Here is a 23653-nt window from a genome sequence, read left to right on the forward strand (position 1 = left end):
TGACTTATTTGGAAAACGTAGATAAAACAATTGAAGAAGCAATTACTAAATTTCAGATAGTTATGTTGCATTTAAATAAAGAGATAGTTGAAATTGTTAAAGAGACAGGTTTAAGTAATTTACTTTCAAGAGAACAAATTGATGCGATGAGAATTATAAAAAATGAAGGCAAAGTAACAATTAATGAATTAGCGGGTTTACAAAATATTTTTAAAACTGCTGCTTCTAAACGCATCGCAAAATTAGAAGAAATGGGCTATGTACAACGCGCTTATTCAGATAATAAACGTATTAAACTGATTATGTTAAGTGACGAAGGTGAAACATTTTTACAGAGAGCGACTGCAGTGATGACCGAAGCAGTAAAAGATCGACTAGGTAATAAATTTACTGCCGAAGAAGTACATCATTTCGTTGAGCAACTTACACATATCGTTAATGCGTTTAAAGCACATAAGTAGTTAATAGATGTACTTGTGGCATTTACAAATGTGCGAATTATAATATAAAAAGTGCCAATTCGATTCTATAGGATATTGGCACTTTTTATTTAACATTTTTTATGAAAATATAAGACATACGTAATTCAGCGAACATTATTATTTGTAAAAAATGGACTTCAATATTAACAATTAGTATAATTACTGTATAATTAAATATTTTTAAAAAGATTGTAGGTAAAGATTATTGTCCTAATAAATTTATTTTAAAAATCACAGGAGGTATATTGTTATGAAAAGAACAATAGAACGTGTACTGACGTGGATTGGTATCGTCTTACAAATACTTGGTGTTGTACTAATGGCTGTTCTAATACCTATGATGGGTAACGGCGAGGTCAAAGAAGCATTCATTAGTCAGATGATGCAAGAAGATAGTAGTTTCACGTATGAAGACGGAAATACGATATTTAGCACTTTTAGTGGTCTTTTGACTACTGGTTTAGTCTTAGGTATTATACTATTAATCATAGCGCTTATAGCAGTATTTTTAATTAGCAAAAAGCCAAAAGTGGCAGGCGTTTTATTAATTATCGCTGGTGTGATTTCATTCTTAGGAAATTGGATAAATGCGGTTTTATGGCTTGTTGCAGGTATTATGTTATTAGTGAGAAAGCCGAAAGAACCAATTTATGACAAAGAAGAAGATGACGATGTAAATCCATATATTAAAGATGGATCTCAAGTGAATGAGCGTAATAACTCATTTATTTTATCTGAAGAGCAAAAAGAAAATGAGCAAGAGACAATAAAGGATGCTTACTCACAATCTAAAGATGATAATAAAACAGATTTAGATAACTTAGATGATCTAGATGAAAGATCAAAAAAATTGAAAGAAGATCCTTATAAGTATTAAATGATACTTTGTTAGTCTGTATATCTAAATAGACTGGGTTACTAAATGTAGCCTAGTCTATTTTATAATACATAGATTGCAAACCAATATTTAAAGCAATTATGTATATAAACTTAGAAAAATTGTGATATATTTTAATAAAATGAGATTAAAAGTAGTTAAATATTAAAATGGGGTGAGAAAGATGATGATGGCATTAGGCATGCTATTGCCTGTTTTGGTGGTTGGTTTTATTACTATGTCCATATTGGAAGAAAGAAAAAGAAATCGTAATAAAAAGAAAGATAAATAATTGTTATCAGAGTGAAAAGCTTATGCAGCTTTTTGTGTATATAACGTAAGAACACATATAAGTAAAAATCGAATTTCCAAAGAAAGATTTCATAGTGCCTACGCAACAAGGATGATTAGTCTGTAGGAATGGAAAAGTCGTTTTATAGCGTAGTAGGATTTTAAGGGTAATTAGGCCGAGACATATAAAGATGTTTCGGTCTTTTTTCTTGTGAACTGAAAAATTATAGCAGTATAAAAAATTAAGATATGGCATAAGGATGATGTTATTGAGATGCATAAAATGTTTAACGTGAAACAAAATGATTTTAAATTAATGGTTAAAGTCAAACGATTAATATTCTGATATGATTAATAGTAATATAGGTTAAATAGTAAAGTTATAAAATGCAACTTCAATCATAAATAACTAAAGCGCAACAAAGGGGGATGCTTATGAGTGAAATGTTATATATACTACAGACTGTACTTTTACCTATTTTTATCATGATATTTTTAGGATACATACTGCAAAAGAAATTTACATTAGATTTAAATACATTGGCCAAACTTAATATCTATGTCTTTGTGCCTGGATTTATTTTTGTGAAATTTTACAAGACGCATTTTGCGTTAAGTTTATTGTTTTACATTATCATTTTCTTCGTAATCTATATGTTTGTACTATTTCTTATTGGTAAGTTATTGTCTATGTTCCGTAAAACGGATAAAGGGGAGACAACAACGCTTACAAACAGTCTGATGTTCTTTAATTCGGGTAACTACGGTGTCCCAGTAAATGATTTGGTTTTCAAAGGCGATCCATTAGCAATGTCTGTTCAAGTTATTGTGTTATCTTTGCAGAACATATTCACGTTTTCTTATGGTGTATTTGCGATTCAATCTTTACATATAGGAAAGTTAAAGGCACTTTTAGGTTATTTTAAAATGCCTGTGTTATATGCATTATTACTAGCAATTATATTAAATTACAATCATATACCTATTCCTGAATTTATTTGGACACCAGCGAATTATGTTGCCGATGCTATGATTGCGATTGCGTTATTAATGCTAGGTGCTCAAATATCTAATATCAAATTTAGTTTGAAGTGGTCCAAATCCTATGCGTATGTTTTTATAAGATTGATTATAGGGCCCTTGATTGCCCTTGTTATTATCAAAATCATGGGGATAGAGGGCATCATAGCTCAAACATTATTCATCGCATCAGCAATGCCAACGTCTGTAAATAGTTCAGTTATCGCACAAGAATATGACAATCATCCTGAATTAGCAGCAGAACTTGTCTTTTTATCTACTTTATTAAGTGCCATTACAGTTGTCATCGTGATATACATGTCTAAAATATTATTTTAATAGGAGCAGCTATATCGTGATGTGCTTGCTCATGAAATTAAAAAAAGGTGAATATAAGTGATTAAATTATGATTTTAAGTCACTTATGTTCACCTTTGATTTTATTATATGATTCAAGTATTTAAAATTCTACTACTGTATATTGACGTAATGTCTTTTGAAAAGGTGGCTTGTCAGCTTCACCATTTTTAGATTTTTTATGCATTGCTTTATGCTCTTCAACATGAGAAGGTCTAGCAACCCAATTTTGAAAATCTTTTTTCTCATCCCATTTACTTACAACAACATATTCAACATCATCTGATTTAGATTTTGTCCACACTTCTGATGATTTTAAACCAGCCACATTATGCAACTCGGATTGTGTTTTCTTTACTTTATTATATAGTTGTTGTTCATGTTCCTTGTTAGTCGAAAAAGCAACTTCTGCTACAAACATTACAATCCCTCCTTATAAATTAAATACATATATTATTTTAGCACTAATAAATTTTTCGCTCTAATGAAAATTTCAAAATAAAATTCACGAAGTGTTAATAAACTTTTGACGAATTTGTTAATGTCTATCTTCAGATTTGAAACACAATATATAGTGTTTTATAATTAATGTATATACTATATATAGAAATGAGGGTTAATATGAACAAACTTGAAAAAAATTTAAAGCATCTCATTACGAAAGATCCAACTGTAGTTAATGAAAATGCTAATAAGGATAGTGCTACATTTTCGACTATGAGAGATTTAACAGCAGGTGTAGTGTCTAAGTCGTATGCTTTGGATTATTTATTACCTAAGCATGTCGCTCAAGCCCATGAAGCAGGAGACATTCATTTTCATGATTTAGACTATCATCCATTCCAACCACTCACGAATTGTTGTTTAATTGATGCAGAAAGTATGTTGTCACATGGCTTTCAAATAGGTAATGCGACCGTAACGTCACCGAAATCTATACAGACTGCATCAGCACAATTAGTACAAATTATTGCTAATGTGTCTAGTAGTCAATACGGCGGCTGTACAATAGATCGCGTTGATGAATTGTTGAGTAAATACGCAAAATTTAATGAAATGAAACATCGACAAATTGCAGAAAAATTTGTACATGAGTCAGTCATTGATACATATGTAGATGAGCGAGTAACGCAAGACATTGGGGATGCCATTGAGAGTCTCGAGTATGAAATCAATACGCTATACACTTCGAATGGGCAGACACCTTTTGTTACACTCGGCTTTGGATTAGGAACTGATCGATATAGCCGCAAGATTCAAGAAGCGATATTATCTACTAGAATTAAAGGGTTAGGTAAAGACCGTATTACTGCAATTTTTCCTAAATTAGTTTTTTCAATTAAAAGAGGTGTTAATTTAAATGAGTCAGATCCCAATTATGACATTAAACAGCTCGCTTTAGAATGTTCAACTAAACGCATGTATCCAGATATATTAAACTATGATAAAACAGTGGAACTATTAGGAGATTTTAAAGCACCTATGGGTTGCCGATCATTCTTACCTGCATGGAAAGATAAAGATGGTCATTATGAGAATAATGGCCGCTGTAATCTAGGTGTGGTAACACTGAATGTACCAAGGATTGCTCTGGAATCAAAAGGTGACATGGAAGCTTTTTGGAAAATATTTCATCAGCGTATGGCCATAATGCACGATGCACTGGTTTATCGAATTGAACGTATTGCACAAGCTACGCCAGAGAATGCACCGATTTTATATCAAAACGGGGCATTTAAACACAGATTAAAAGAAACAGATGACATTATGACATTATTTAAAGGGCAACGTGCAACTTTGTCTATAGGATATATTGGGTTATATGAAGCGGCAACGGTATTTTATGGGCCTCATTGGGAACGTTTATCTAAAGCAAAAGCATTTACATTAGATATATTAAAATCGATGAAAGCATATCAGTTAAAATGGACAGAGCAATACGATATTTGGTTTAGTATCTATAGCACACCAAGTGAATCCTTAACGGATCGTTTTTGTCGACTAGATCGTGAACAATTTGGAGAAATAGCTGATATCACAGATAAAGGTTATTATCAAAATTCATTCCATTATGATGTTAGAAAAGATGTGACGCCTTTTGAGAAAATTGATTTTGAAAAAGATTATCCAGAATATGCGAGTGGTGGTTATATCCATTATTGCGAGTACCCGAAATTAAATCATAATTTAAAGGCATTAGAAGCGGTTTGGGATTATGCTTACGATAAAGTAAGTTATTTAGGCACAAATATCCCAATTGACCATTGCAGAAAATGTGGATTTGTCGGAGATTTTAAAACAACTGCAAAAGGCTATCAGTGTCCGCAATGTGGCAATGATGATCCTAAGTCGGTAGATGTGGTTAAACGTACGTGTGGCTATTTAGGCAATCCTGTTCAACGGCCTACTATAGAAGGTCGCCATAAAGAAATGTGCGCGCGCGTTAAACATTTGAAAGATGCATCAGTATGAATATTTTAAAAATAAGACATGGGCAAGGCCATATCGCTAAAATAGAAGCACAAAGCTTTGTAGATGGTGAAGGTGTGCGTTGCAGTTTATATGTTTCAGGTTGCCCATTTGCCTGTGAAAATTGTTATAATAAAGTGGCTCAAAATTTTAAATACGGTGAGCCATTTCATGAAGACACATTAGAAGAAATTATGGAATACTGTGCGCCAAATTATATTTCAGGACTCAGTATCCTTGGTGGCGAACCTTTTTGTAATGTAGATATCACTTTGAAGTGTGCTCAAACTTTTAGAAAACGTTTTGGAAATACCAAATCATTATGGGTATGGACTGGTTTTTTATTTGAATATTTAGAGCGAGATTCAGCAGAAAGAAAGACATTGCTTGAGCTCATTGACGTCTTAGTAGATGGTCCATTTATTAATCATTTATATAGACCTAATTTACCGTATAAAGGCTCAATGAATCAACGCGTGATCGATGTTCAAGCATCATTGCAAAAGCGCAGGGTGTGTGAGTATATCAAAAGTTAATTATAATATACATGATTTGCTCAAAGGCATTTATGAATCCTCAAAATATAAGTCATCATAATGTAAAGGAGTAGATAATGTATGTGTACAGGATTTTCATTTTTATCAAAAAGTAAGCAGGCGATACTTGGTCGAACAATGGACTTTGTTTATCACTTAGAGGGTCAACCTGCAGTACAACCACGTCATTTCTATTGGGAATCGCGTGTCGAATATAAAGGTAAAACACAATATGGCTTCATTGGTGCAGGAAGTGACATGGAAGGATTCTTATTTGGTGATGGGTTAAATGAGCACGGTGTAGGTGTATCGATACAGTATTTTAGAGGCTATGCTTCATATGCGACAGAAGTGCGTGAAGGATATATGAATATCGCTCAAAATGAAGTGATTACATGGGTGCTTGGCTATAATAAAAATATTGATGACTTGATTGAAAATGGTAAGCAAGTAAATGTTGTCGCACACGTGCTTAATGATATTGCTGAAGTCCCACCATTACATTATCATATTACAGATGATACAGGTCGTTCAGTTGAACTTACTTTCCAGGATGGGAAAATTGTAATTAACGAGAATCCAATCGGTGTTTTGACAAATAATCCAGATTTAAATTGGCATTATGAGAATTTAAGAAATTATACAGCTGTCACACCGCATAAACCCGAAGCTAAAAATGTCATGGGCCAATCATTAGGCTCTTTAGGCAATGAAGGTGGTACTTATGGATTGCCTGGTGGTTATACGTCACCGGAACGATTCATTAAAACAGCTTATTTGAAAAATTATTTAATTGGAAGTGAAGATCCAGAATACGATGTGATGGATGCTTTTAAATTATTAGATAGTGTGAGTATACCTAAAGGCGCTGTCTTAGATGAAAACGGCGATATGCATTATACGTTATATCAAACGGTATTTAATTTAACAACTCGCACAATGTACCTCAAGTGGTATGACACAAATCAAATTACCGAATTATAATTAACAGAAGATTTGATTTTAAAAGAAGACATGACAATATTTGAACCAGTCCAAGCATTTGTAACAAATAAATTGAATCATACATCTTCATAAATATGAATAAAATGGTCTCGTGAATTAAATTTCATGATAGACAGAAGCGGTGCCGAGAACCTATTTCTATTTAGGATTCTTGGCACCGTTTTATTTTTGAAAGTAATAGGTAGATGTGGGATTAAATAGTCAGATTTTGGAATGCAATCATTCAAGTTTTAGATGAAAAAATTGAACAACAATTTAAATAGGGTGTAACGTAAGTGCATTAAATATATTTGAAATATGTTATCTAAATCAAAACACCTAATGCATTTATTTTTAAGATTGTTATTTTCAGCCTTCTTTATAAATCATGTAATTTCTCTTCAATTTCTGTTCTTTGATTTTCCATAAAATCGGGGAGGTTCAGTTTTTTACCTAAATCTTTAATCGCTGTATCTACTGTAAAACCAGGTGCTGCCGTTGCAAATTCAAACATAATGCTATTATGGCGATAGTAAAGGGATTTGAAAAAGTAGCGATCAATGATGCCACTATGATTTCCCGGGTTATGATTGATTGTATCTAACACAGCGTACAAATCTGAATCATTTGGCGTATTGACTGCAATATGATGCACATAACCTTGTCCAGGTCGAGCACGTGAACCTTGTTCTTCAACTAAGACAAAATCCGTATAGAGCCCATCAGAATCTAATGTCAATACAGTTTCATCTACATTTTCTCTTAACGAATAACGTAAGTCATTTTTTAAAAAATGAAGTGTTGGTTGAATGTCGCGTAAGCGCAGTTCCACTGGCCCCATACCTAAAATTTGATATGCTTCTGGAATATCTGTATAAGGATTTTTTCTCCAAGCGTTAGGTGTGTTGCGATGGTTATTTGCAAGTAATAATATTTCTAAACCATCCATATCTTTGAATAACAGCGCATGATGATTTAAATAAGTCATTTGTGTTGTTGTGATATGCTGTTCATTTAAACGACGTTCAAAGTAAGTTAATGCAGATTCATCGGGAACGAGTAGTGATACGCGATGTATACTGTTCGTACCTGGACGGTTTTTACCTAAATTTGGAATTTCGAAAAAGCTAAGCAATGTGCCTGGTGTACCGATTTCATCTCCATAAAATAAATGGTACATCGTTGGATTATCTTGATTTACAGATTTTTCAACTAGGCGTAGGCCTAATGTCTGTGTGTAAAAATTTTTATTGATTTGTGCACCTTTTGTATACATTGAAATATGAGGATGTCCGATAATATTCATAAAAGAGACCTCCAAAAGCAATTTATATCATAATTGCTATAATCATTTCCTTTTAGAACAAAAATAAACTTAATAAGTATAAAAAATATACTAACTGAAAGTTTAATTAATGAAACCGTAAACGATCATATTTCAAAAAATCTTAATGACTTTAATTATAAAATTATTGTGTTAGATGATGATCCTACTGGTACACAGACTGTTAAAGACCTACCTGTTTATACGGAATGGTCAGAGGCATTAATCGAAGATGGATTTAAGCAAGAAAATAATATGTTTTATATATTAACGAATTCAAGAGCGTTAAATGAAGTAGAAACAACCGAATTACATCAAGAGATTAGTCATCATATCGCAAGTGTTTCAAGAAAATTAGACCATCCCTATATCATTATAAGTAGAGGTGATTCGACATTAAGAGGACACTTTTATCTTGAACCTAAAGTGTTGAGTGAGGCTTCTAATGAAACATTTGATGCAGTGTTTTATTTACCAGCCTTTTTTGAAGGAAACCGTTATACCTATCAAGGCATACATTATCTTAAAGAAGAGGGACGCTACATACCAGTTTCAGAAAGTGAATTTGCAAATGACACGACTTTTGGGTTTGATTCTGAAACAATGGCAAGCTTTATCTAAGAAAAAAGCGACGGCGAGATTAATGCAAAAGATGTAAAACGCATTAGTTTAACTCAAATTCGTGAGCGTGACACACTAGGAATTGAAAAGGTACTAAATGAAGTTTCTCATTTTGATGCAGTGGTCGTAGACGCATTAAATGATGAAGACATGAATTATTTTGCAACTTGTCTGATAGCATTTCTAAATAAAAATGAAAAAAGATTTATGTTTAGAACAGCAGCATCTTTTGTAAAAGTGATGTGTCAAACACCTGGAGAAATCATTAATTTAAAAAACTATAGCGATCAAAATCATGGCGGCTTAATTATTGTAGGTTCACATGTGAAAAAGACATGTGCACAATTGAATGATCTCATAGTAAATTCTAATATCAACGCTGTAGAATTTGATGTTAAAGCAGTCACGTCAGATTATTTGCAAAGTTATATAGATGATCAAATAGTTAAAGTATCTGAATTAATCCATTCTAGAAAAGATGTCGTTGTCTACACTTCTAGAGATGTTATTAAAACGGAAGACCTATCGAACAATTTAAGTATTTCAACAAATATTTCCAATGCATTGGTAGAAATTGTAAAAGGGTTGACAATAAAGCCTCAATTCATTATTGCAAAAGGTGGCATTACTTCAAGTGATGTAGCGACGAAAGGATTAGGTATCAAAAAAGCCCAAGTCATTGGACAAATAACACAAGGGGTTCCGGTTTGGTTAACGGGAGAAGAAGCAAAATATAACAAAATGCCATATGTTATTTTCCCAGGAAATATTGGTGAGGTCGATACGCTAACAGAAGTTTATAAAATGAATTCAAATGAGTTATAGAAAGTAGGGGAATTTATGTTGGGAGAAATTTGGCCATTAATTGCTGTGATGATAGGTGTACTTATTTTGTTAATGCTGATCATGTGGTTTAAATTAAATACATTTATTGCACTCATTATTACATCTATGCTTACTGGTGTGCTAGGCAGTCTTTATAATTCACATGGTGTGCCAGTAGTGATATATAGTACTTTAACTGGCTTATCTGTAAAAACATTAAGCAGCACCATACAAGTTCATTTTTTAATAACAGCCATTTTAGTTGTTATCGGACAGGGTACAGGTGATATTTGGACAAGTGCTACATTACCCTTTATTTTTCTTAGCATGTCCGTTTTTACTTATTTCAGTGTTAATTGGTAAATATTGCAAACGCCACACATTAGATTATCATTTTGATAAATGGCTATATTTATTTATCGCATTTTTAGGATTGTTACTTATTTTTGCTCATTAAAAACCCTGCTTTCACATCATAGCGAAAGCAGGGTTTATTATATATTATTATACGTTTTTACCAGTATACGCATTGATTCTTTTATTTAATAAAACAAAGAATAATATAAAAGCAAGCGTAATCATAATATGACCCAACCCAGCAATGCCAGCGATAGCAGGACTTACATTAAAATCTTTCATAGCCGCGATGCCATTTATAAATTGCATCGTAACCGTAATTAATACACCTAAATGGAAAATATAAAAGAAATAGTTAAATAATTGTCTGTTTGAGGTTAACTTTAATTGAAATTCGATAATCATAAATATTAAGAACATGATGGTGCCTAATACTAATAAATGCGTATGTGTGATGTTCAATTGTGAGTATCCGCTAAAGTTTTCTGCTTTTGACATTTCGCGGTAAAATAGCCCACTGAGTAAACCTAATAAAGTATAAAAAGCAGAACTGTACATTAATTTTTTCATAAATGTGTACCTCCAATTTGTTAATAATTACAATATAAAGTTAATTTATGAACACAATATGAACAATTTAGAAAAAAGACATAACAAAGGTCATATTTATCTAATATCATGTCATTTTGCTTATATACATTACAGAGTTCTTTGTATTAAGGACTGAGTACCTATTAAAGAAACAAAAGCGAGACGGGACAATCATTTCAAATGGTTTGTTCCGTCTCGCTCATGTTAATTAAAGTTGAATATTAAAAGTGCTATTATTTATTTTTGTTGCGCAAGGAGTAGGTGGTATATCGTGTCTAAAATAGGTGTATTTAAATGATGTTTTCTTGCTTTATAGAATAGATAGCCTTGAATACCATCAATTTCTAAGGATCTGCCATCAACTATATCATAGTACATGCTTGTGCCCATTTCAGCAGGGTAGCCATCATAAATATTAAGTATTGTATTTACAATGTTTGGTTCAAAGTGTACGTGTTCAGCTTTGGCGATGTTAATGCCTTCTAAGAGTAATTGTTCACAGAGTTTTTTTATCCCTGGTACTTCTAATACTGATGCAGTAGAACGAGTTAAGGCTGTAACACTATTAATTGCTAAGTTTACGAGTAACTTGTACCAAATAGCGTTATCGATATCAGTGGTAAGTTCAATATTAAGAGAAGAATTGGATATACATTGATGCAATGCTTGCGTATGTGCATTTTGGTCTAATATTAATTTGTGATCACGATAATGTGTGATGGTATTCCCTGTTTTTTGGCCACTAATATATACGACAGCTTGATATACATAAGGATGATCAAATTTGTGTAATTGGCCGTGTCCATTTTGTGCGAGGATAATTATCGTATTTTTATGTAATAAATGTTGATACGATGTTAAAACGGTATCCAGTTGGGGAATTTTGACAGTGATAAATAAGAAGTCTACGGTTTCATGGTATTCATTAAGTGCGCACACGTCTAGTTGATACTTAGTGTCAAGAGCATTATTTGAATAATAGTGAAGCGTTTCATTGCGGCGACCAAGTAATTTTACATTTAATGAGGCGTCTCTTAAATCAAATGCAATGGTACTTCCTACTGCACCAGGACCTATAATTGCGACATTGTTCATATTATTTTATTTCCTTTTCTAAAAAGATTGGTTAATATATGGATAACAATGTAAATATATCAAAATGTGGAGTTGATTTTAAATGAAAACTTTAAATCAGTTACAAGATTTAAAAGTGAATAAAGAAAAAATTTCAATGGTGACAGCATATGATTATCCAAGTGCGAAGCAAGTCGAAGCGGCTGATATAGACATCATTTTAGTTGGTGATTCATTAGGAATGACGGTATTAGGTTATGATAGTACAGTTCAGGTTACTGTAGCAGATATGATCCATCATACAAAAGCAGTTAGAAGAGGTGCACCTAATACATATTTGATCGTGGATGTACCTTTCGGGGCAGTAGGTGTCAATGATCAATATGATTTAGAAATAGCGGTAAAACTATATAAAGAAACAGATGCCAATGCAATCAAAGCAGAAGGTGCACATTTAACTCAATATATAAAAAATTGTAGCAATATGGGTATTCCAGTTGTGTCACATTTGGGATTAACACCACAAAGTGTTGGTATTATGGGATATAAAATGCAAGCTGGTAATAAAGAAGCTGCACGACAACTTATTGAAGATGCCTATGCTGTGCAACAAGCGGGCGCTGTGATGTTAGTTCTTGAAGCAGTCCCAAGCGATTTAGCTGCAGAAATTTCAGATAAACTAGATATTCCTGTTATCGGTATTGGGGCAGGAAAAGAAACAGACGGACAAGTATTGGTTTATCATGATTTATTAAATTATGCTGTAGAACATAGAGCGAAATTTGTTAAACAATTTGGTGATTTCTCAGTGGGCATTGATGCATTAAAGCAATATAACAATGAGGTGAAAGCGGAACAATTTCCTGGTGAGGCCCATACCTATAAAAAGCAAATTATGAATGAGGTTACAGAATGACACAGTTAATTACAACAATAGAAGAAATGAGAAGTATTATAGCAAACCTTCATAATCAGCGTCGTTCAGTTGGGTTTATTCCTACCATGGGGGCATTGCATGACGGGCATTTAAAGATGATGTCATTATCATTGAATGAAAATGATGTGACGATTATTAGTATATTTGTCAATCCATTACAGTTTGGTCCGAACGAAGATTTAGATTCTTACCCACGTGATATTGTAGGTGATACTGCAAAAGCTGAATCTGTAGGCGTGGATTATATCTTTCATCCAACTGTTAAAGAAATGTATCCAGAATTACCGACAATTGAATTAAAAGCAGGCCGACTTGCATCCGTTTTGGAAGGTGCTGAACGTCCAGGACATTTTGATGGTGTGGTAACGGTTGTTAATAAATTATTTAATATTGTACGTCCGCATAAAGCATATTTTGGTAAAAAAGATGCACAGCAGTTGGCAATAGTAGAAAAAATGGTAGAGGACTTCAATCATCCAATTGAAATCAAAGGTGTAGATATTGTTAGAGAGGATGATGGATTAGCGAAAAGCTCGCGTAATATCTATCTTACTAAAAATGAACGTATAGAAGCGGTTCACCTGTATAAAAGTTTATGTCTAGCACAATCGCTTTATAAAAATGGAGAGCGTAATAGCGAAAAAATTATCAAAGCGACACGGGACTACTTAACAGAACATACAAGTGGAACGATAGAAACAGTTGCAATATATAGTTATCCAGAACTTGTCGAGCAAACACAAATCAAAGACAGCATTTTTATTTCACTCGCTGTCAAATTTAGTAAAGCGCGCTTAATTGACAATATTATTATTGAAGGATAATAACGCTATTTAATCTTGAATAAATATAAATGTTATGATTTATAGTATTGCAATATAGATTTTACATTTATAGATGGTTGTTTTATCATTAATATGGAAGATTCTTATCAAGGAAAATAGTTTTATGATAATAATAGGTAGTATAGGGTATAGATAAATTATACGTAAAATAGTTACTATATGAATATACATCGCTATTAATTATTATAAATGACTTATTGAAAAGTAAATACGAAAGGTGGAAAAATGATGAGTGAAAAGAATTCTAAAGACGTTATTTTAATTGGTGCTGGTGTTTTAAGTACGACATTTGGGACATTATTAAAAGAACTTGCACCAGATTGGAATATTAAACTTTTTGAAAGACTCGACAAACCTGCAATTGAAAGTTCTAATGAACGCCATAATGCAGGTACTGGACATGCTGCACTATGTGAATTAAATTACACGGTAGAGCAAAAAGATGGTTCAATTGATGTTGAAAAAGCGAAAGAAATTAATGAACAATTCGAGATTTCAAAACAATTTTGGTCTCATTTAGTGAAAAGTAAACAAATTCAAAATCCGCAAGCCTTTATTAGACCATTACCTCATATTAGCTTTGTTCAAGGTGATAAAAACGTAAACTTTTTAAAAAGACGTTTTGAAGCATTATCTCCTTTATCAATGTTTAAAGGTATCGAATATACAGAAGATCATGAAAAATTAAAAGTGTGGATGCCACTAATGATGGAAGGTCGCGATCCAAATGAAACCGTAGCGGCTAGTAAAATTGATGAAGGTACGGATGTTAACTTCGGTGAATTGACTAGAAAAATGGCTAAAAATTTAAGTGAACATGACAATGCAGAACTTTTCTATCGTCATGAAGTACAAGATTTTAGTCGTCGTAAAGATGGTAAATGGGAAGTTAAAATTAAAGACCTTAAAACGAAAAAAGTAGAACATCATATTACAGACTACTTATTTATTGGAGCTGGCGGTGCAGCGATTCCATTATTACAAAAAACAGGTATACCAGAAAGTAAACATTTAGGCGGTTTCCCAATCACGGGAGAATTCTTAGTATGTAATAATCCTGAAGTTGTAGCTAAGCACGAAGTTAAAGCTTATGGTAAAGAACCTGAAGGTACACCACCAATGACTGTACCTCACTTAGATAGACGTTATATTCAAGATGAAAATTCATTACTATTTGGACCATTCGCAGCAATTGGACCAAAATTCCTGAAAAATGGTTCAAACTTAGATTTATTCAAATCTATCAATCCAAGTAATGTTATAACGATGTTATCAGCTGCAGCGAAAAACTTCCCATTAATTAAATATTCAATCCAAGAAGTGTTAGCTAAAAAAGAAGACCGTATGAAAGAATTACGTCGCTTTGTTCCAGATGCTAAAGATGAGGATTGGGATATTATGCAAGCAGGTAAACGTGTTCAGGTTATAAAAGATACTAAGGAACACGGCAGAGGCTTTATCCAATTTGGTACAGAAGTAGTTAATTCAAAAGATCACTCTGTGATTGCTTTATTAGGTGAATCTCCTGGTGCGTCTACATCAGTGTCAGTTGCTTTAGAAGTTATTGAGAAAAACTTCCCAGAACAACTTAAACAATGGGAGCCTAAACTAAAAGAAATCATTCCATCTTATGGTCAATCATTAATTGAGGACTATGCTTTATTGAAACAAATACGTCAAGCAAGTAATGCTGAATTAGAATTAAATCATAAATAGTCAAAAATATACCCCTTGGTGTGCTGTGGCATCAAGGGGATTTTTTGTGGCCTGAAGTAAAGATTTATAAATGAACACATGGTCTAATAGTCAATATAGAAAAATCCCCCTACATAGTATTAAAGTATGTAGGGGGAGATTGTAGCTGAATTTAATTTTTATAATGCTTATGCAAATAAGTTTCAAATGTATCTGGTTTTTCTCCAGTAAGTTTTTCAAAATCGTTGCTACTTTGATCAAGTAATCCCATTTCTCCGGCTTTATACATGGAGGCAAGTAAAGGACCGAATCCTTTAGGTTCATCATACATTTTTCCAAATTTTTCAAGTGTCACTGGGTCATAGGATATATTTGAATTTGCAACTTCTGATAAAATTTGCGCTAATGCTTCCATAGAATAGGTATATCCAGATAGTAAATAACGTTTACCTAATAAGTTTTGATTTTTTACAATTTCAATAATACCTTATTAATGAAAATAAGGATAATAATGAGAACGATATCTCTGTGGTAAATAAAGATAATAATCACGTTGAAAAAATAGTGAAATATCAAAAATACAAATTAGTGAAAATAATATTATTAGAAATAATGTAGAAGACAAAAAATTCGATGAAGCAGTTTTAAAGGATGAAAAACAAGATAAACAACAAGATGAAAAACTTAAGCCAAATGAAAATAATAATCGAAAATTTACAGAGATAAAAACGGAAGATGTTGGTCATTTTAATGGAACTATAAATGATAAAAAAATGGAGAATGATGCGATTCAGGAAGATGCCATTCAAACAAGAACGAAAGAGAATCTAAATAACCAATCTCAAACCAATAATCACATTAAAACCAAAGTAACTGTGAAACGAGCAACGACTGATTTTGAAAATATAAAAACAGTAAATAAAAGTGAAACTCCTAATAAAAATATAATTGGAACATCAAGAGCTTATAAAAAATTAACTGATAAAGATATTATAAAATTAAGAAAGCTACTTGCTAAACATGATTTGTATCACCCTGTAGTAACAAAAAGTGTAAGAGAAATGATAGAAGATAGTTCATTGGAAGCATTGGATTATTCTGACAACTATACATTTCAAACGTTAATTTTTCAGCCAGAACCATTAACTACGAAGGAAGTGTTAGACAGTAAAACAATACCTTTCCAAATACATAGTTATTTAACAGGAGCAAATTCAGGAGATGTTTATAAGATTAATTTACAATTAGATCCCATTATTGCAAACCATGTTAAGAAAATAACTGTAAACCCATCCGGTCGTAGTTCATCAGTGGAATTAGTAAGACTGGCAAATAAAGAGTGTAAGGCAACAAATATTTGGCAAGTTAACTTTATTAGAGCTAGTGGTGGCCTTTTTGGTGGAGCGGAAATATTGAGTCAGTACACAGCTGAAAACGGAAAAATAGAATTGGACGATACCGTACGGAACATATTAGAAAAAATGGAAGACCATAGTGATAAGTTAAATTACTTAATATATGTAAAAGATTCACAAGAAAACAAAAAGATTAAAACTTCTGAAACTAGCGGTTATTTCCTAACGCCATCTGAAACTTTAATTAATAGTATTGTCTCATCAAACTCTGATACTGCGAATAGTGCATTTAAAGCAAGTAGTGGTGCTATCCAATTTGATTCCGATATTGGTGAATTTGGTGGTATTACGGTAGACCAACAAATATTAAAAAATGGAACTTTTAATTATGGTGGCCCTCTAATAGATTCAGGATTAAATAAACAATGGAGATATCACTACCAAATTGATCCGAAACTTGTTCCATATATTGGTTCAATTGAATTACATAGTTATGACTTTTATGGAGTGAGTGGTTTCGATAAAACCTATTACCCTAAAAATAAAGTCGCTGATTTGGCAATAGATAAAGATGGTAGAGGGTCAATTACAAGTAGTAATTTAAATGATTTAATTGTATTTAATAATGCATTACCGGAAACAGTGGGCATTAGATTGGTTATCAAATATAATCAAAGTCCAAATAATATATTAACAAGAAATGCTGAATATGACGAAAATGGTAATTTAATTAGCAATACTACAAAAGTAAAAGAAGACTTTGCATTCTATGGGTATCTGACAGATAAGAATGGTGGGATGTTTAAAAATACATTCGGATCATCTACATATTATATTCAAGATTTAGATAAAGACGGTTTGACAGATAACTTTGAATTTCATAAATCACACACGGATCCCTTTAATCAAGATACGGATGGTGACGGTAAAAATGATGGTGACGAAGTATTACGTTATGGGACTTCTCCATTAGTAGGAAAACCTATAGCCGATGATATAACTACAGAAGATACTACAGTAATTGGTAAAGTAAATTTAGATTTTTTAGCGCCTCAACAAAAAGTGAAAATACTAGATGAAAACGGCACATTAATAAGTATAGATACTTTAAATGAGGATGGTACATTCAGTATGCAAGTTCCGAAATTAAAACCAGGGACCTATACAATAGCTATCGAATCTCCAAATTATACTAATGATGAAGTTAACACTTTCAAAGTTATAGATATAAAAGAAATACTTAAACCTAGCATAAATCCTGTGAATGATCAAAGTAAGGAAATTGAAATTAATGGTGTTGAGGGCTCAACAATCATTATTAAAGATGAAAATAATGTTATTGTTGGTCAGACGATATTAAATAATGGACAAACTACAAGTATTATTAATTTAAAAACCATTAAAAGCAGGAACTATTTTAACAGCAATAGCAGAAAAAAATGGCATTAATAGTAATGTTTCGAATTCTGTCATAGTTGAAGATGTGACGTCGCCATTAGCGCCAACAATGAAAGATTTCACAAGTAATGATACCCAAATTACAGGAGAATCTGAACCAAATTCAACAGTTGAAATTACGTTCCCGGACGGCCAAAAAGTGACAACGACTGCAGATGACCAAGGCCACTATATCGTCGATATTCCAGCAGGTTCACTAAACAATGGTGGGGAAGTTAGTGCCAAAGCAACAGACAAAGCCGGTAACGAATCACCAAAAACAATAAGAAATATAGTGGATGAAACAGCGCCGATGGCACCAACAATGAAAGATTTCACAAGTAACGACACTCAAATAACTGGAGAGTCTGAACCAAATTCAACAGTAGAAGTGACGTTCCTAGATGGTCAAAAAGTAACAGTAATTGCTGATGAACAAGGCGACTATATCGTCGATATTCCGTCAGGTTCACTAAACAACGGAGGAGAAGTTAGCGCCAAGGCAACAGATAAAACAGGCAACGAATCACCAAAAACAACGAAAGATGTCGCTGATGAAACGGTGCCAGAAGCACCAAAAGTTGATAATGTCACAAGTAACGATATTCAAATTATAGGTAAAACAGAGCCTCATGCAAGCGTGACAATTCAATTCCCTAATAAACAAATTATTACTGGAAAAGCAGATGAACAAGGTGATTTTTCTATAGGCATACTAAGTGAAATTAAGTTATTAGGTAATGAAATTCTTATTATCAATATTACAGATAAAGCAGGTAATATATCTAATAAAACAAGCGTGATAGTAATCGATAAGACTGAGCCTAATGCACCGATTGTAGATGAATTGACAGATACAGATACAATAATCACAGGTCAAGGAGAGCCAAATACAAAAGTGATTATCAATCTTCCAAATGGTAAACGAATTACTGGTAGAGTGAATAGTCATGGTAAATATGAAATTAAGTTACCAAAAGATATAACATTAAATATCAATGATAAAATTTCAATTTTACTTGAAGATGATAGTATTCGTCAGCTTTCAGCGAGTATGTTAAGCGCAAGTATTTATAGAGCTTCTGAAAAGTGGTGTCATGGATTTAGTGATGTTCCAGCTGAGACATATATTCAAAGTGTCACACCTTATATTATTTCTGGATTGGTATCTCGTAAATAAAATGAAATGAGGTGTTTGTTATGGGGATTATTATTATCATATTGGAAATTATTTTAGGTATCTTTTTTATAATGACAGGCTTGAAAATATTATCTGGTGCTATGAAACAGGAATTTGCAAAATTAGGTTATCCACCAATTTTTAATAAAATTACAGGGCTGTTTGAACTTATAGGTGGTATAGCAATGCTTGTTGGTATTTTTTATATACCATTGGCTATATTTGCGAGTATTTTATTAGCTTTAACTATGTTGGCAGGTGCAGGTTCACTTGTATTCCTTGGGAAAGACCCTATTAAAAAAGCAATACCAGCCATCGTATTATTTGTTTTGAATTTGATTATATTGATTTATCTATTGATAGTTTAAAAGCTTTGGCACCAGGGACATAAGACATTGTCTTAGGCATCTTTGTTGAATAGTCAGTTGATGATTTATAGGAAAATTAAAATATCAATTTTATGGTATTAGTGTTAGTTATTTAAGTATTCATATCAATCTAATTGGAAAATAGCCTGAGACATCTATTTATGTCTCAGGCTATTTTGAACTATCTATTCATCATTGCCAAACTATATCTACGAAAATTTTATACAATCCCTTGTATTCTTAATACGATTTCCGCAACTAAGGCAGAACCAATATATGTACTTATTAAAATGACAATACCCACAACAACTGTTTTCCACCCTAACTTTGCGAAATCTGCCCAAGAGTTACCAATTGAAACACCTGCATAAGCAACGACAGGTGTTGCGAGTGATAATAAGTCTACTTTTTCAGTCCATTCAACTATATGTGCTGCACCTGGCACACCTGGAATAGTTAATAACAAGCCAATAATGCCTATGTAGGCAATACTAGGGATATTAAAAGGCACGATGTCACGGAGAATTAATCCTAGTAATGCGATGGCCATGAGTGAAAGAATGCCTGGTAAAGCGTTTAATGGCATAATGCTATAGCCTATCCAGTTACTTAATAAAGAAATAATACCGACAACACATAAAGTAAGTATCCAATTCATCACTTTTGATGACATCCTAATCACTCCTGTTCCTTAGTAAATTTATTTTTGATGTTCATGATTAAACTATAATATTTTCTAGTTAAAGGTAGTGCAATCAACATGCCGACATATAAACCAGTCACGGACGTGAGTAAATTACTTACACCAGAAAAAGCTGTGATTGTGCTTGTCTGATCTGGATACATTTCTACCAGAGGACCAAGTGCGGCAGCAGTCATTACACCACTTCCCACACCTGTTGCCATAGCATAAGCAATGGGACTTAAAGGTAGAATTGAAATGATGATGCCAGAAAATATACTGAAAAAGATAGCGCCGAAAATAGTACCAAATATGTACATGGACATAACGCCTCGCCATTCAGGAGAGGCAATGCCGAATTTTTCAGTGATTAAAGCTAAATTAGACTCTCTCCCTATAGAGTGGGTCATACCGATAGATTCACGACGAAGTCCAAGTAAAATCGCTAAAGGTAAAGAAAATACAATGGTTCCTAAATTACCAATTTCTTGAAGTATCAAAGCTGGACCAGCAGCAATAATTTTGGGTAAAGCAGGTCCGGCTTCTACACCAAATTTTGCTATAAGTAAAGCTACAGAAATGAACACCATAGGTTCAGAATTTTTAGCTTGTTTGTGTTTAATCAATGGCGTGAAATAAACAGCTAAACCTAATAGTACAGCATACACTACGGGTAATAAGAGGATTGATGTCATGCCCAAAGGTATTTTATGTGCACCGATGACTTCGGAAATAATGACTATGACCAAAACGATGCTATGTAATCTCCAATCTTTCCATAAGTTGTTTTGTTGTTCCAAATCAATCACCCCTAAAATAATCTGAATATAAAGAAAATTCTAAATATTAATAGCATCTATTGTATACTTACAATTCGAAAATTAAAAGGGGGTAGAAGTGATTCATATATTTTTGGAATTTAATATATGTAAAGTGAAAGCTTAGGCGTATAATGGAATCATTATAGTTAGAAAGTGGTGGTGAAAGTGCAACACGCATACCGACAACTCATATTAGGGATGGTTTGTTTATTTATAGTGATGGCAATTGGACGTTTTGCATATACACCTATAATGCCATTTATGCAACAAACAGGTCATATGGATAATCAAAGTGCTGGTTTATTGGCAACAATCAACTATTTAGGTTATTTAATAGGTGCTATCATACCTATGTGGTTAGTTATAGTGAACAAAGTTACAGATTTGAAAATTTATTTATTTATAAATATCATTTCAACCTTAATGATGGGGTTATTGGATGATTTTACAGTTTGGACCATATTACGCCTCATTTCTGGGATAACAAGTGGTACTGTTTTTGTCTTAGCATCAAATGTAGCCCTTGAGGCGTTAAGAGTAGCTAAGAAAGATGGTATTTCAGGTTTATTGTACAGTGGTGTAGGTTTAGGAATTTTTACAAGTAGTATATTTATTTTCATCTATACTAGTGCTGACACGTGGAAGATGACTTGGATTGTACTTAGTCTTTTTTCATTAATTATGGGAAGTTTTGTATTATTTGGAATGCGTGAAAATCCAATCACTGAAAATGAAGATTCCAATTCATCAAATAACACAAATAATGTAGCGGTTAAGTTGAAGAAAAAATTTATTTGGGGATTTTCAATAGCATATTTTTGTGAAGGTGCAGGATATATTATAACGGGTACTTTCTTAGTAGCCATCGTTAAATCTATACCCGAATTAGCCGATTATGCAGCTTTAAGTTGGATGTTTGTAGGTTTAGGTGCAATTCCGTCAACGATTTTGTGGTCGATGATGGCTAACAAGCTAGGGCATGCGAAAGCAATATATTTGGCGTTTATCCTACAAATTATTGCTGTGGTATTGCCAGTATTTTCAGGAAGTATGATGAGTTTGGTGATTAGTTCGCTATTTTTTGGAGCAACATTCCTTGGCTTGACGACATTATTCATGTCTAAAGCACAAACGCTGATGTTTGAAAGTGCTAGTAAAATTAATTTAGTCGCTTCATTAACTGTCATATATAGTTTAGGACAAATGATTGCACCTGCTTTTTCAGGTGTATTAATTGGCGAGTCAGGTAATTATAATGCAGCATTAATATTTGCAGCAGTTATACTGTGTATCGGCTTATTAAGTAGTTTTTATAGCTATAGAGTAACAGATTAACTTTTGTGCAAAGTGTTTTTGTATAGCATGTCATAATATCAAAGCAAGAATGATTTATATCTATAAAAGGCTTCTGAAGATATATGTGTGTAGTCTTTTTATTGGTTATCATCTTTTTGTGTAAGTTGACATTTTGTGGTAATATCGTCATGGATAAAAATTCGAGATAATAATAGATAAGAAGGTTTAATTATATATGAAAGAAAATTTTTGGCGTGAATTACCGCGTCCATTTTTTGTATTAGCGCCGATGGAAGACGTTACTGATGTGGTCTTCCGTCATGTGGTTAGTGAAGCGGGCAGACCAGATGTATTTTTTACTGAGTTTACGAATACAGAAAGTTATTGCCATCCTGAAGGTGTCCATAGCGTGCGTGGGCGTTTAACATTTACCGAAGATGAACAGCCTATTGTTGCTCACATTTGGGGAGATAAACCAGATCATTTTAGAGAAATGAGTATCGGTATGGCAGAGATGGGATTTAAAGGTATCGATTTGAATATGGGTTGCCCTGTGCCAAATGTTGCGACAAAAGGAAAAGGTTCGGGTTTAATTCAACGTCCTGAAATAGCTGCAGAAATTATTCAAGCAGCTAAAGCAGGCGGTATACCAGTAAGTGTGAAAACGCGTCTTGGTTATTCTGAAATTGATGAATGGCGAGACTGGTTGAGACATGTATTTGAACAGGATATTGCAAATTTGTCGATTCATCTACGTACACGTAGAGAAATGAGTAAGGTAGATGCGCACTGGGAATTGATTGGTGAAATTAAAAAGCTTCGTGATGAAATTGCACCAGACACGTTGTTAACAATTAACGGAGATATTCCAGATAGAAAGACAGGACTTGAACTTGCAGAAAAATATGGCATTGATGGCGTAATGATTGGCCGTGGGATTTTTCATAATCCATATGCCTTTGAAAAAGAGCCAAGAGAACATACGAGTGAAGAGTTACTTGGACTATTGAGATTACATCTTGATTTGTTCGATCAATATACTGAAAATGAACCACGTCAGTTTAAGCCATTACGTAGGTTCTTTAAAATATATGTGCGAGGCATCCGAGGTGCAAGTGAATTAAGACATCAATTGATGAGTACGAATACGACAGATGATGCTCGGAAATTACTTGATGAATTTGAAGCACAAACGGAACAAGTCAAATAAAATATCAAAAATAAAAGCT

General features: G+C 33.0%; 21 protein-coding genes and 3 pseudogenes. 17 read left to right on the forward strand and 7 right to left on the reverse strand.

Features of this window, described 5'->3' with window-relative positions:
* Positions 1 to 8 precede the first annotated feature (8 nt).
* The 3 genes from ACM6UH_RS01735 (at position 9) to ACM6UH_RS01745 (ending at position 3009) form a co-directional block, all read left to right on the forward strand.
* Positions 9 to 461, forward strand: a complete 453-nt coding sequence (locus tag ACM6UH_RS01735; protein WP_011302137.1) for a MarR family winged helix-turn-helix transcriptional regulator — start codon at positions 9 to 11, stop codon at positions 459 to 461.
* A 271-nt stretch (positions 462 to 732) separates the two neighbouring features.
* Entirely contained in the window at positions 733 to 1359 is a 627-nt protein-coding gene (locus ACM6UH_RS01740; RefSeq protein ID WP_011302138.1) for a DUF4064 domain-containing protein, read from the forward strand.
* Positions 1360 to 2085: 726 nt separating this feature from the next.
* Entirely contained in the window at positions 2086 to 3009 is a 924-nt protein-coding gene (locus ACM6UH_RS01745; RefSeq protein WP_011302140.1) for an AEC family transporter, read from the forward strand.
* Positions 3010 to 3130: 121 nt separating this feature from the next.
* On the opposite strand, the gene ACM6UH_RS01750 is transcribed toward ACM6UH_RS01745, so the two are convergent.
* Positions 3131 to 3448, reverse strand: coding sequence for an antibiotic biosynthesis monooxygenase family protein (locus tag ACM6UH_RS01750; RefSeq protein ID WP_011302141.1), 318 nt, complete (start codon positions 3446 to 3448; stop codon positions 3131 to 3133).
* A 200-nt stretch (positions 3449 to 3648) separates the two neighbouring features.
* On the opposite strand from ACM6UH_RS01750, the gene nrdD reads away from it, so the two are divergent.
* The 3 genes and pseudogenes from nrdD to ACM6UH_RS01765 all read left to right on the forward strand — a co-directional run bounded on the left by nrdD (position 3649) and on the right by ACM6UH_RS01765 (position 7109).
* The gene (gene nrdD / locus ACM6UH_RS01755; protein ID WP_011302142.1) at positions 3649 to 5499 is read left to right on the forward strand and encodes an anaerobic ribonucleoside-triphosphate reductase; all 1851 of its coding nucleotides are present in this window, start codon (positions 3649 to 3651) and stop codon (positions 5497 to 5499) included.
* Positions 5496 to 6032, forward strand: coding sequence for an anaerobic ribonucleoside-triphosphate reductase activating protein (gene nrdG / locus ACM6UH_RS01760; RefSeq protein WP_011302143.1), 537 nt, complete (start codon positions 5496 to 5498; stop codon positions 6030 to 6032). The genes nrdD and nrdG overlap by 4 nt, the downstream gene beginning before the upstream one ends.
* 81 nt (positions 6033 to 6113) lie before the next feature.
* Positions 6114 to 7109: pseudogene (locus ACM6UH_RS01765) on the forward strand (choloylglycine hydrolase family protein).
* 286 nt (positions 7110 to 7395) lie between these two features.
* Here ACM6UH_RS01765 and ACM6UH_RS01770 read toward each other — a convergent pair.
* Positions 7396 to 8322, reverse strand: coding sequence for a VOC family protein (locus tag ACM6UH_RS01770; protein WP_048787499.1), 927 nt, complete (start codon positions 8320 to 8322; stop codon positions 7396 to 7398).
* Positions 8323 to 8490: 168 nt separating this feature from the next.
* On the opposite strand from ACM6UH_RS01770, the pseudogene ACM6UH_RS01775 reads away from it, so the two are divergent.
* From ACM6UH_RS01775 to ACM6UH_RS01785, 3 genes and pseudogenes are all read left to right on the forward strand, one after another.
* Positions 8491 to 9186: pseudogene (locus ACM6UH_RS01775) on the forward strand (four-carbon acid sugar kinase family protein); the annotation flags it as partial.
* A gap of 15 nt (positions 9187 to 9201) precedes the next feature.
* On the forward strand, positions 9202 to 9786 hold the full coding sequence (locus ACM6UH_RS01780) for a nucleotide-binding domain containing protein (RefSeq protein ID WP_232160434.1): 585 nt from the start codon (positions 9202 to 9204) through the stop codon (positions 9784 to 9786).
* A 15-nt stretch (positions 9787 to 9801) separates the two neighbouring features.
* Positions 9802 to 9939: pseudogene (locus ACM6UH_RS01785) on the forward strand (gluconate permease); the annotation flags it as partial.
* A 351-nt stretch (positions 9940 to 10290) separates the two neighbouring features.
* On the opposite strand, the gene ACM6UH_RS01790 reads toward ACM6UH_RS01785, so the two are convergent.
* Both ACM6UH_RS01790 and ACM6UH_RS01795 read right to left on the reverse strand, forming a co-directional pair.
* Positions 10291 to 10713, reverse strand: coding sequence for a DUF2871 domain-containing protein (locus tag ACM6UH_RS01790; RefSeq protein ID WP_011302150.1), 423 nt, complete (start codon positions 10711 to 10713; stop codon positions 10291 to 10293).
* 258 nt (positions 10714 to 10971) lie between these two features.
* The gene (locus ACM6UH_RS01795; protein WP_011302151.1) at positions 10972 to 11829 is read right to left on the reverse strand and encodes an oxidoreductase; all 858 of its coding nucleotides are present in this window, start codon (positions 11827 to 11829) and stop codon (positions 10972 to 10974) included.
* A gap of 82 nt (positions 11830 to 11911) precedes the next feature.
* Between ACM6UH_RS01795 and panB the strand changes: the two genes are divergently transcribed.
* From panB to mqo, 3 genes are all read left to right on the forward strand, one after another.
* Positions 11912 to 12724 (forward strand): 3-methyl-2-oxobutanoate hydroxymethyltransferase, encoded by an 813-nt coding sequence (panB, locus tag ACM6UH_RS01800; RefSeq protein ID WP_011302152.1) that lies wholly within the window; start codon positions 11912 to 11914, stop codon positions 12722 to 12724.
* On the forward strand, positions 12721 to 13569 hold the full coding sequence (gene panC, locus ACM6UH_RS01805) for a pantoate--beta-alanine ligase (protein WP_011302153.1): 849 nt from the start codon (positions 12721 to 12723) through the stop codon (positions 13567 to 13569). The genes panB and panC overlap by 4 nt, the downstream gene beginning before the upstream one ends.
* Positions 13570 to 13818: 249 nt before the next feature.
* Positions 13819 to 15306, forward strand: a complete 1488-nt coding sequence (gene mqo / locus ACM6UH_RS01810; RefSeq protein ID WP_011302154.1) for a malate dehydrogenase (quinone) — start codon at positions 13819 to 13821, stop codon at positions 15304 to 15306.
* A gap of 151 nt (positions 15307 to 15457) precedes the next feature.
* Here mqo and ACM6UH_RS01815 read toward each other — a convergent pair whose 3' ends face one another.
* Positions 15458 to 15700, reverse strand: a complete 243-nt coding sequence (locus ACM6UH_RS01815) for a hypothetical protein (protein ID WP_011302155.1) — start codon at positions 15698 to 15700, stop codon at positions 15458 to 15460.
* 358 nt (positions 15701 to 16058) lie between these two features.
* On the opposite strand from ACM6UH_RS01815, the gene ACM6UH_RS01820 reads away from it, so the two are divergent.
* From ACM6UH_RS01820 to ACM6UH_RS01830, 3 genes are read left to right on the forward strand one after another with little or no spacing between them, the layout of a single operon-like run.
* The gene (locus tag ACM6UH_RS01820) at positions 16059 to 18089 is read left to right on the forward strand and encodes a cell surface protein (protein WP_174538692.1); all 2031 of its coding nucleotides are present in this window, start codon (positions 16059 to 16061) and stop codon (positions 18087 to 18089) included.
* A gap of 34 nt (positions 18090 to 18123) precedes the next feature.
* Entirely contained in the window at positions 18124 to 19257 is a 1134-nt protein-coding gene (locus tag ACM6UH_RS01825; RefSeq protein ID WP_069805320.1) for an Ig-like domain-containing protein, read from the forward strand.
* Positions 19258 to 19277: 20 nt separating this feature from the next.
* Positions 19278 to 19625, forward strand: a complete 348-nt coding sequence (locus tag ACM6UH_RS01830; protein ID WP_011302159.1) for a DoxX family protein — start codon at positions 19278 to 19280, stop codon at positions 19623 to 19625.
* Positions 19626 to 19845: 220 nt separating this feature from the next.
* Here ACM6UH_RS01830 and ACM6UH_RS01835 read toward each other — a convergent pair whose 3' ends face one another.
* Together ACM6UH_RS01835 and ACM6UH_RS01840 are read right to left on the reverse strand one after the other, a co-directional pair.
* Positions 19846 to 20298, reverse strand: coding sequence for a hypothetical protein (locus tag ACM6UH_RS01835; protein WP_047504824.1), 453 nt, complete (start codon positions 20296 to 20298; stop codon positions 19846 to 19848).
* Between the two features lie 5 nt (positions 20299 to 20303).
* Complete coding sequence (locus ACM6UH_RS01840) at positions 20304 to 21107, reverse strand: DUF3100 domain-containing protein (RefSeq protein ID WP_047504821.1); 804 nt, start codon at positions 21105 to 21107, stop codon at positions 20304 to 20306.
* A 219-nt stretch (positions 21108 to 21326) separates the two neighbouring features.
* On the opposite strand from ACM6UH_RS01840, the gene ACM6UH_RS01845 reads away from it, so the two are divergent.
* On the forward strand, positions 21327 to 22463 hold the full coding sequence (locus ACM6UH_RS01845) for a YbfB/YjiJ family MFS transporter (protein WP_048787506.1): 1137 nt from the start codon (positions 21327 to 21329) through the stop codon (positions 22461 to 22463).
* Between the two features lie 196 nt (positions 22464 to 22659).
* Positions 22660 to 23634 carry a tRNA dihydrouridine synthase gene (locus ACM6UH_RS01850; protein WP_002482113.1) on the forward strand — a complete coding sequence of 325 codons (975 nt, stop codon included), beginning with the start codon at positions 22660 to 22662 and terminating at the stop codon, positions 23632 to 23634.
* Positions 23635 to 23653: the final 19 nt, after the last annotated feature.

Source organism: Staphylococcus sp. LKG4-2 (assembly GCF_050955665.1).
GTDB lineage: Bacteria > Bacillota > Bacilli > Staphylococcales > Staphylococcaceae > Staphylococcus > Staphylococcus saprophyticus.